5 protein-coding genes and 1 pseudogene are annotated in these 8945 nt (G+C 54.3%); 3 read left to right on the top strand and 3 right to left on the bottom strand.

Annotated features, from left to right (window positions below):
* On the top strand, nt 1-465 hold a 465-nt coding region (locus JQ575_RS36780; RefSeq protein WP_212038093.1), incomplete at its 5' end, for a transposase.
* 32 nt (nt 466-497) lie between these two features.
* On the opposite strand, the pseudogene JQ575_RS36775 reads toward JQ575_RS36780, so the two are convergent.
* The 3 genes and pseudogenes from JQ575_RS36775 to JQ575_RS36765 all read right to left on the bottom strand — a co-directional run.
* Nucleotides 498-733, bottom strand: a pseudogene (locus JQ575_RS36775) (transposase); the annotation flags it as partial.
* A 173-nt stretch (nt 734-906) separates the two neighbouring features.
* On the bottom strand, nt 907-1947 hold the full coding sequence (locus JQ575_RS36770) for a class I SAM-dependent methyltransferase (protein ID WP_212038092.1): 1041 nt from the start codon (nt 1945-1947) through the stop codon (nt 907-909).
* A gap of 116 nt (nt 1948-2063) precedes the next feature.
* Entirely contained in the window at nt 2064-5087 is a 3024-nt protein-coding gene (locus JQ575_RS36765) for a glycosyltransferase (RefSeq protein WP_212038091.1), read from the bottom strand.
* Nucleotides 5088-5663: 576 nt separating this feature from the next.
* On the opposite strand from JQ575_RS36765, the gene JQ575_RS36760 reads away from it, so the two are divergent.
* Together JQ575_RS36760 and JQ575_RS36755 are read left to right on the top strand one after the other, a co-directional pair.
* Nucleotides 5664-7724, top strand: coding sequence for a glycosyltransferase (locus tag JQ575_RS36760; protein WP_212038090.1), 2061 nt, complete (start codon nt 5664-5666; stop codon nt 7722-7724).
* 55 nt (nt 7725-7779) lie between these two features.
* Nucleotides 7780-8931: a DegT/DnrJ/EryC1/StrS aminotransferase family protein gene (locus JQ575_RS36755; RefSeq protein ID WP_212038089.1), complete on the top strand. Its 1152-nt coding sequence runs from the start codon at nt 7780-7782 to the stop codon at nt 8929-8931.
* The last annotated feature ends 14 nt before the right edge of the window (nt 8932-8945 follow it).

The raw sequence follows: 8945 nt of genomic DNA, 5'->3' as shown, positions 1-8945 counted from the left end.
CGGACCATCAACGGTCAGAGCGCCGAAAGGCGCAAGGCGGTTCGCCAGGAACTCAGCGCGCCGCTCGTGACCGATCTAGAAGCCTGGATGCGCGCGCAACGCGCCAAGCTCTCGCGCAGCAACCATGTCGCCAAGGCCATGGACTACATGCTCAAGCGCTGGAGCGCATTTACCCGCTTCCTCGATGACGACCGCATCTGCCTGTCAAACAATGCGGCCGAGCGCGGCGTGCGCGGCATCGCTTTGGGTCGGAAGTCGTGGTTGTTCTGCGGCTCGGATCGCGGCGGCGACCGTGCTGCGGTGATGTACAGCCTGATCGTCACGGCCAAAATGAACGACGTGGATCCACAAGCTTGGCTCGCCGACGTCCTGACGCGCATCGCGGCGCATCCAGTCCAACGGCTCGATGAACTGCTCCCGTGGAATTGGCGCGACCGAAACAAGCAAGTCAATCAGGCAGCCTGAGTTGACCGCTACGCGGTCTTCACCGGATGCTTACGTTTTAGCCGGGTGTTCTCATCCTCCAGCGACCGCAGCCGCTTGGCCTCCGAGACGTCCATCCCGCCGAACTTCGCTTTCCACTTGTGAATGCTGGCGTCGCTGACGCCATGCTTGCGGCACAGGTCGGCGACCGAGATGCCTGCCTCGTGCTCCTTCGCTCCTTCAAAATCCCGATGATCTGCTCTTCCGAAAAGCGGCGGCGCTTCCTGCCCCGGTCCTTGGCGTGGGCCAGAACGAATTTCAAACTGAATTAAGCCAGTCGGATAAGGTCACCTGAAAAGGGCAAGGCGGGCAGCCAACCTTAGGGCGCCGCGGGTGGCCAATCTAGACCTCGATCAGCGCGCCAGCGCGGCAACGACGTCGCCAAGGCCATGGACTGCACCGCGTTCACGCGCTGGCCATCGGTTATATCGCAATAAAGGTGTAACAACCATCGACGCCAGCGTGATGCTGGCCGGCAAGAGGTAATCCTCGATCATCGAAACGCAAAGAAGCCAGAAACTCTCTGCTTTCGGTATCCAAATCCTGATTGAGCAGTGCGTCGAACCGCAGCGGCAACAACTTCATTTCCCAGGACGATACGGCGCAACCGTGGGATGCCATCTTGAAACCCAGAGGTTCCACGATTGCTCGAAATTCCTCGAGTTCGTAACAGCGCGCGTGGGGACAATCCGGCCCGTCCGTCGAGAGTTCAAACGCGGCCCTCTTGTCCATTCCTGGAAATTTATTTTCTTGAATCTTCATAACGTAAGCGACGTATAGGTGCATCCATAGGCTGTTATAGTTGTAGACCATTATCTGCGCGACGCCGCCAGGCCGTAATAGCCGACGCATTTCCTTCAATCCGGCGATTGGATCTGCAAAGTGCTGCAACACTCCGTTCGCGCGAACGAGATCAGCGGATCCGCTCTCAATCGGCAAGGGTCCTACATGGATATCATGGTGAATCAACTCGGCTTCGAATCCATGGAGCTTAAGGCGAGCGCTGGCCTCCTGTAGCGACGAGCCCGATACGTCAACTCCGATTAACTTTTTTGGCTTCGATTCGAGATGGAACCAGACCAGATCATGGCCCGGCCCGCATCCCAGATCGACGATCGTTTGCCCATCGAAACCCCTGACCGGCAGAAGTTCTTTGAACCGAAGATACTGTTCATTCCGGTACGAAAGATAGTCGAGCGAGGCTTGGGTCGTCGGGAAGCTCAAATGATTTGTGACGTTGTGACGCGACCAATATTCTACGGGTGTCTCCCGGTGCGTTTCTGTCATTCCCGGTGCGTCACGTTCACCGTTGTCCGGTTCAACGAAAGCATTAGTGTCCACTACGGGTGTAGACGCGAGCTCCGTTTCACTGATCGGGGCACCAGTTCTCGAGGTGTCGGACTTTTCGCCGAAAATCTTCTTTAGTAGATGCATCTTTACCCCTTGGGACTGAAGCAGTACCATCAGAGAATGCCTATCGAGTCTAACTAGGTCGTGCAATTTGCGGCGACACGACTCAGGACACTCTCTTGAAAAATGGCGCGATGCTCGCTTCTCGTTTGAGCAGGAGATCGCGTGGCCTATTTGCCTGATTTATAATCACGCAGTTGTTCGATTCCATGTCTCAAACGAGATCTATGCGGTTCGGGCAAGTTGCTTATGGTACGTCGAATCGCAAGCGTCAATAACGGCGTACCGTGCGTTCGCGCCAATTCCGAAGTTACCGACGCCAACTGTTGACGTAAGATCGCCATCTCTCCGTGCAGAACTGTCATCTCACTAAGTAGTTTGCCGTGCTCGTCACGCGACTGCCTTAGGTCGTTGATCACAACCTGCAGCTCGGTTTTTGTCGTCGATAACTGGGCGTTTGAAATCGCGACTAATTCTCGATCCCTGTTCCCGGAACCGAATTGATAAGTGCGAAGGCCAAATTCACGCATTGTTCGCCCGTGATCGATCCAACCGAAGTCGAGTTCCGTGATCGCATTGTCCGTCGCTGGTCGTTCCTGAAGACGCCTTGACAATTCGGAATAGAAAACCGCGCTCACCTTCTCCCAGTTATACTCTTCCAGAAAAAAGGCTCTCGCGCGAGCGGATGTTCTTCGTCGTGTGTCAGAATCGGAGATCAGGGAAAAAACGGCCTTCTCAAGTGAGCCGTCCTCGGTGAATGAGAAGACGGTGCCGAGTCCGTTGGCGTTTATTATCGGAGCAATCGTTTCTACCGGAGTTGTTAGTATAGGTAGTCCGGCGGCCAAGTATTGGGACAACTTGTTGGGGCTTGCGTAACGGTAGGCCGGGTTGAGCGTATCGTACGGGATGATGCCAACGTCGGCTTGAGTGGCAGCGGAGACCAACTCAGATTCCTGAACTGGCTCGGGAAAAAATATTCGTTTGTCTAACAGACCTGTGTCTCTCGCGATGGCAAAAAGCTCTTCTTTGAATGACCATGTCGGCCCTCTCAACCACAATATGGCTCGCTCGTCTGTCCTCGCCCATGATTTGATCAATAGTTCTAGGTTGCGCCCGGGGGCAAACCCGCCCTGGTAAAGGAAGATGATCTTGCCACCATTGTGGTTAGGCGCTCGCTTGGCCAACAGCTCGTCGGAGACTGCTGCCGATCGTCGCTCACAGTTGGGCACGGCGAGAAATGGCACGCCGTGATCTTCGGTCAGGCGCTCCGCCAGAGCGGACGAAACAGTCATGCAAATGTCGGCTTTTTCGACGAGAGCTTGCTCGATTTGTCCCCAGAAATCGTGCTCCCAGTGATGGGAGCGGAAGTGGGAATACGGCCAATATTCATGCGCATCGTAGACCATTTCGGCGCCGTAAGACTCAGCAAGAGTCTGTCCAGCGGGAAGAACGTCGAGATCGGCTGAAACTACCACGTCGAACTTGCCCAACTGCTGACCGGCCTGCATCAACGCGGAGTTGGTATTGAGGAAGTGGAGACAAAGCGAGCGGAAGCGAGCCGCCGATGCGTCGTCTATGTCGATAGCGCCGATGCGGGCGCCGAGCGACTCGTCGGATAACGACATCACCGAAAAAATTGTCAGGAGTTGTTGCTGTCCGACGGTCAGGCCACGCCGCACGTCAGCGGGATGCGTTACAAATTGAAAATCGTGACGCATACGCTCGACACGGACGCGAACGCGCTTGTCGGAAAGAACTTCCTTGCTCGGTCCGCTGCCCATTTCCGTGAATCTATAAGTGCCGAGTTCGACGACGTCGAAGCCCTTTTCTTCCAGAGTTGACGACAACCATTCAATGCGAGGATCAAGAACCGGCTCATGCGACATCAGCACCAGCGCGCGTGGTCGTCTCGGTGCCAATTCGTGTACTGATAACAACTTTAGCTTTGCAGGACGGCCGAGCCTTTGCAATTCGGCCTCCAATACGTCTTCAACATTGTGCACGAAGGCGCGATATGAAAATGCATCATTACAGATGACTTCTTCGAAAGCGCATTCGGTGAGCAAATCTCGCTTGCGATCATCGCGGATTAGATCAATGACTTCGTCGAAGTTTGATAGATCCCGCTTCAAAGGCAGAAAATGGCGATTTGGCTCGAAGACCCCAGAGTAGGTACCTTCGTACAGCACCTGCGCTGATCGTGTCGCAGCCGCCTCAAAGTGTCGCGGTGAAAGCTGGGCGTAATCGACGTTCCCTTCGAAAAGATGGAGCCGTTCCTCGTGCGCTCGACGGTAATATTGCTCACTGGCCGGATCCGCGCCGGAATTTCGCTGAGCGTATTGCTGACACCAGGAATCGACCGAGCCATCGAAGTCAAATAGGTTGGAGCCCGACTGAACGCCTAGAATGACTTTTGAGCTGGACAAAAATGTGTACCAGGCGGATCCGCCTATTCGATCTTCCCATCGGCTAGAAATGTCTGCGGAAAGTTCATTTTTAGCTGCCAGCGTTTGAACATCAAAGCCAATCTTTCGCTTCTCAAAGCCCAGTCTGCCAAGGGAAAGCGGCTGCAGCGAGCCACGATAAGCGATATCCAGTAAACGCTCAGAGCCGCGCACTGCCTGAATACGCTTCATCCATGGCGCCACGTAACCTGTAAGAGCGTGAACTCTTCTAAGATCACCGACGACGTTCTTTGGATAGACTTTCTCAATCTCAGAGGATGGTACACATGTTACGAGGACTTGGAATTGATTGTCCCGACAAAATTGTGACCAGCTAGACGAGTGAACGTGCTCGTCCTGCTTGATTAAGACTTTGATGCCCTCATAGTCCCGAAAGGGCGTTTTGAGTGACCGGTCAAGGCCTAAGAGGTTTGCGGGAAAGTAAGCCGCTGTTGGATGCAAGATAACACCGTCAAAATCCTTCAGATTGACGGATGGGGCTATTTCAAGTGGAGAACTCAGCACCGGCCACAAGTTCAACACTACGATGTTAAACCGGCTGGCCTCCTGCCATGAGGCAATATAGTCATAAATAGTTGAAATGCCGTGGGGATCGAACACCGCTACCATCAGGAACAATGGGCGGTCGCGCTCAAAACGCCTGGTCCCCAGCTTCGGCCAGGACAGTACAGATGCATCCGATGGCTGGCTAGATTTCGCGAACGGGCGGAAGCTGTCACCACTTTTCATTTTTTTCTCCGGTCCAAGGGACAGCGACTGTCGAGTTTTGGTGGAAATGGGTCAGAACCATTCGTCACCAAAAATGCGAGTGCACTTCAGGGATCTTACTAGGGCCCGGTATGTTCGATTCCGAGCAGAAGCGGAAGTTGTTAGACTCAATGAGCAGTGTACTCAATCGTAGTGTGTTCGAGGGGCAAGTTCCGCTTAGAGTTGGCTCGAGCCGATTCCGAGGAGATCGATATCGTTTTTTGATCAGCTGCTCCCACTGACTGACACAATCTTGGCTATACTGCCCTGCGAAGTAGCTTGGAATCGGACATTTTCCCTTATCTTTGAATGCCTTAAATATGGCAACCACCACCAAGGCTTGACGTTCATTGCGTGAACGCTATAACGTTCCCCGGCACGAAACGACAGTGAAAAAGTGCTCTCGTCGGTTGTCCCACTGTAGCTGCATTCGGAAAAAGGAGCTTGCTCACTTAACTCGGCCGAGGAGAGCTTCGGCAGCTTGACACCGATTTTTGGACCTGGTGATACCGAATGGCTGCGCGAAGGTCTTGCAACAAATCGATGGGGACGCTCGGCTTGTTACTTCGCGATTTGACAATCCGCTGGAATTTCATTCGACGCGCGCAGCGGTGGGTGCGATATACCGAACGGGCTGTCAGTGACCTGCAGACGAAGGCTGAGGCGTTTCAACGGTCCAATTCTGACCTATCGGCACGTCATGAGGAGCTCGTAGGTCGTTTTGAAGCGTTGATCGGGCAGCACGACGAACTCGGCAAGCAGCTCGACGGGCTCAGTACGCGGCATGAAGGGCTTGGCGCGCGCCACGAATCGCTTCTTGGTCGTCACGATCAACTGCGCTCCGACGCTGTGAATTTTTACGATACCTATTGGAAACTTGTCACTGAGATTAGCGGAGTCCTCATTTTCCGAGGGGCACAAGAACAGTCGGCGAATAGTCATTTCGATCCGGAAGATCGCTTTTACTATGCTCAGCATGCCGATACGCTCTTCTTGCTACGAGGTAGTGCAAATCAACTCAACGTTCCCTGGTTTGGAGGTCATCCTACGAGGGAATGCGTGGATGCGATCGTTCGTGGAGACGTCGAGAAGATATGGGTTAAGACACTGACGCCCCACGGTAGTGCCGAGACCGCATTTGAAGCGACATGGTTGATCGATGCTGTCCGTCGTATGCCCAGCGTAGCACACCTTGCATTTGCGCGGCACCAGCATCGTCGTGAGCCGAATCTCGCAGAGACCTCGATCACGCCAGGTTCAGAAGCGATAAATTCCACCGCATATATGGAAGCAATGAACGTCTTGTCCGCTCAACCCGATCTTATCAATTTCGTGGCGGAAGGCTTCGCGGCGAGGCACTTGCCAGCCGAATCACAAAGAATCTCGAGCATAGTTCCGTTTGACAAACCCTCTCTTCTGCCTTCCGCAATTCCCGCAGAGCCAAAACGTCGCTCTGTGGTGTTCCTACATAATAGCTATTATCATTTCGAGTGGCTCGCGAAGGGGCTGAAAAAGCGCGGATGGGACGCCGTGACTGTCTCGATTGAATCGAAAGATAGCCCGCAACAGCAGTTTTACCATGGCGAGGATATCAATCTATTCGACGCTGACCCGGACGCCATGCGAGATCGTGTACGAAACTTCTTCCGCACTGTCCCGGAGCGCTTTGGCGCATTGCATTTTTATGGCAGTGGATACGGAAGTTTTTTCAAAGAAAATATCGAGTACTCCAACGTAAATACCAAAGTTCCCTGGGATCTTCTTGAACTCAAGCGGCATTCAGTAAAGATCGGATACATGGTTGCGGGCTGCATGGACGGCAGCCTGCAATCATCAATTCGTAACGTTACAGGCGGGTTGTGTAGCAAATGTGTGTGGGAAAACTCTCCATCGGTATGCAGCAACGCGACAAATGCGGCTTGGATTTCAAAGCTAGATCAACTCTGCGATTGGGTCGCTTTGGAAGGTGATTGGACAACTCCTGAGCGCAAAGGTCCAAAATTTGTGACACGGCCAATCACCACAGCAATTTCTGAAGTCGATTGGAACCCTGATATCGTCGTTGCTGCGGACAAAAAGATTACTCGAAGGCCAAATGAGTTTCTCGTATATCATGCGGTCGGCAACTATGAATCGCGACGACGCGACGATCGCGACATAAAGGGCACGGGCGCTGTCTTGACAGCGATAGAGCGTCTTAAAAATGAGGGATGGCCCGTCAAATTATTCTTCGCCACTGACTTACCCAGTGTCGATGTGAAATTTTACCAAGTTCAGGCTGACGTTGTGGTTGACCAATTGAATTACGGTCGCTTAGGAGCCAACGCGCGTGAATCGCTCATGCTCGGGCGCCCGCTCATTACCAACATCAATGGTGCGCAAGATCCGCCGCTTCAGCACATCATTGAGGCGCCAGTGGCGCATGCAACCGAAGCGTCGGTCTATGATGTGCTGAAGTCATTATTGACGGACCCGGTACGTCGCGCGGAGCTTGGATCGGCGGGGCGTTCTTACGCGATCAAGTGGCATTCCCCGGACGTGTGTGCCAAACGATATGAGAGGGTGATCGATCGCCTGCGCGCGGGCTTGCCGGCTGAATCAGACGAAGTGTTTGAATGAGTCCGAAGCGGCGTAATCCCGCGTCGCCTGCGATTCTAAAAAAGAGATTTGGACGATGACAGCTGGCCTAGGTTCAATTGCAATCGCCAAACCCGTGATGGGAGAGGATGAGCTTGACGCAGTACGCCAGGTCCTGGAGTCAGGCTGGCTTACGCAAGGACCTTGGGTCCGTAAATTCGAGACGGCTTTTGCCGAGCGCCATCAGCTCAAGCATGCGTTTGCCGTCACGTCGTGCACGACGGCGCTGCATTTGGCGCTTGTTGTCCTTGGCATAGGGCCCGGCGACGAGGTGATCGTGCCGGCGTTCACTTGGGTTGCGACTGCCAACGTCGTCGTTCACTGCGGGGCGACACCTATTTTCGTTGATGTCGAGGCCGACAGCTACAATATCAGCCCGGCCGCCGTCGCCGCCGCGCTTTCTCGGCGAACCAAGGCCGTCATTGCCGTGCACCTGTTTGGTCTGGCCGCAGACATGGATGGTCTTAGAACTGTGGTTCCTGATTCAATTCCCATTATCGAGGATGCTGCCTGTGCCGCTGGCGGCAGTTATAATGGAAAGCCGACCGGTGGCCTCGGTGCACTTGGTTGCTTCTCGCTTCACCCGCGCAAATCGATTACCTGCGGTGAGGGAGGGGTGGTCACGACTAACGATGATCGGCTGGCCTCGCTTGTCGACGTCTATCGCAACCACGGTGCGAGCGTTTCGGAGGAAGTACGTCATCGGGGCGCCAAGCCCTACGATCTGCCCGAGTTCAAGGTTTTTGGCTTCAACTATCGACTGACAGATGTTCAGGCTGCCATCGCTTATGTGCAATTGGGAAAACTCGATCGCTTTATTGCGGAACGGCGCGCACTTGCCGAATACTATGACGCGCGGCTGCAAGAGCTCTCCTGGATTAGCGCTCCGGCGCGACCAAGAGCTCATGAGCATGCGCTGCAAGCCTATGTCGTGATGGTAGATGAGACGCGTGCGCCGGCACCGCGTAACGATCTGTTGGCCTACCTTCAGACCAACGGCATAGCAGGTCGGCCCGGCACTCACTCCGTCGTGGGCCTAGGGGCTTACCGACAGACGTATGGCACGGATCCGAGGCATTTTCCCCTGGCCACGCAAGCAGAAGCCAGGAGCATTGCGCTGCCGCTCCATAACCACATGCAAACCGCTGACGTAGATCGCGTCGTGGATACATTGAGAGCGATGGGATGAGGACCACCGTTACG

The organism is Bradyrhizobium sp. JYMT SZCCT0428 (genome assembly GCF_018131075.1).
In the GTDB taxonomy this organism is placed as follows: Bacteria; Pseudomonadota; Alphaproteobacteria; order Rhizobiales; family Xanthobacteraceae; genus Bradyrhizobium.
The sequence above is the reverse complement of the archived record's forward strand: the minus strand, read 5'-3'. Positions and strand labels throughout refer to the sequence as shown.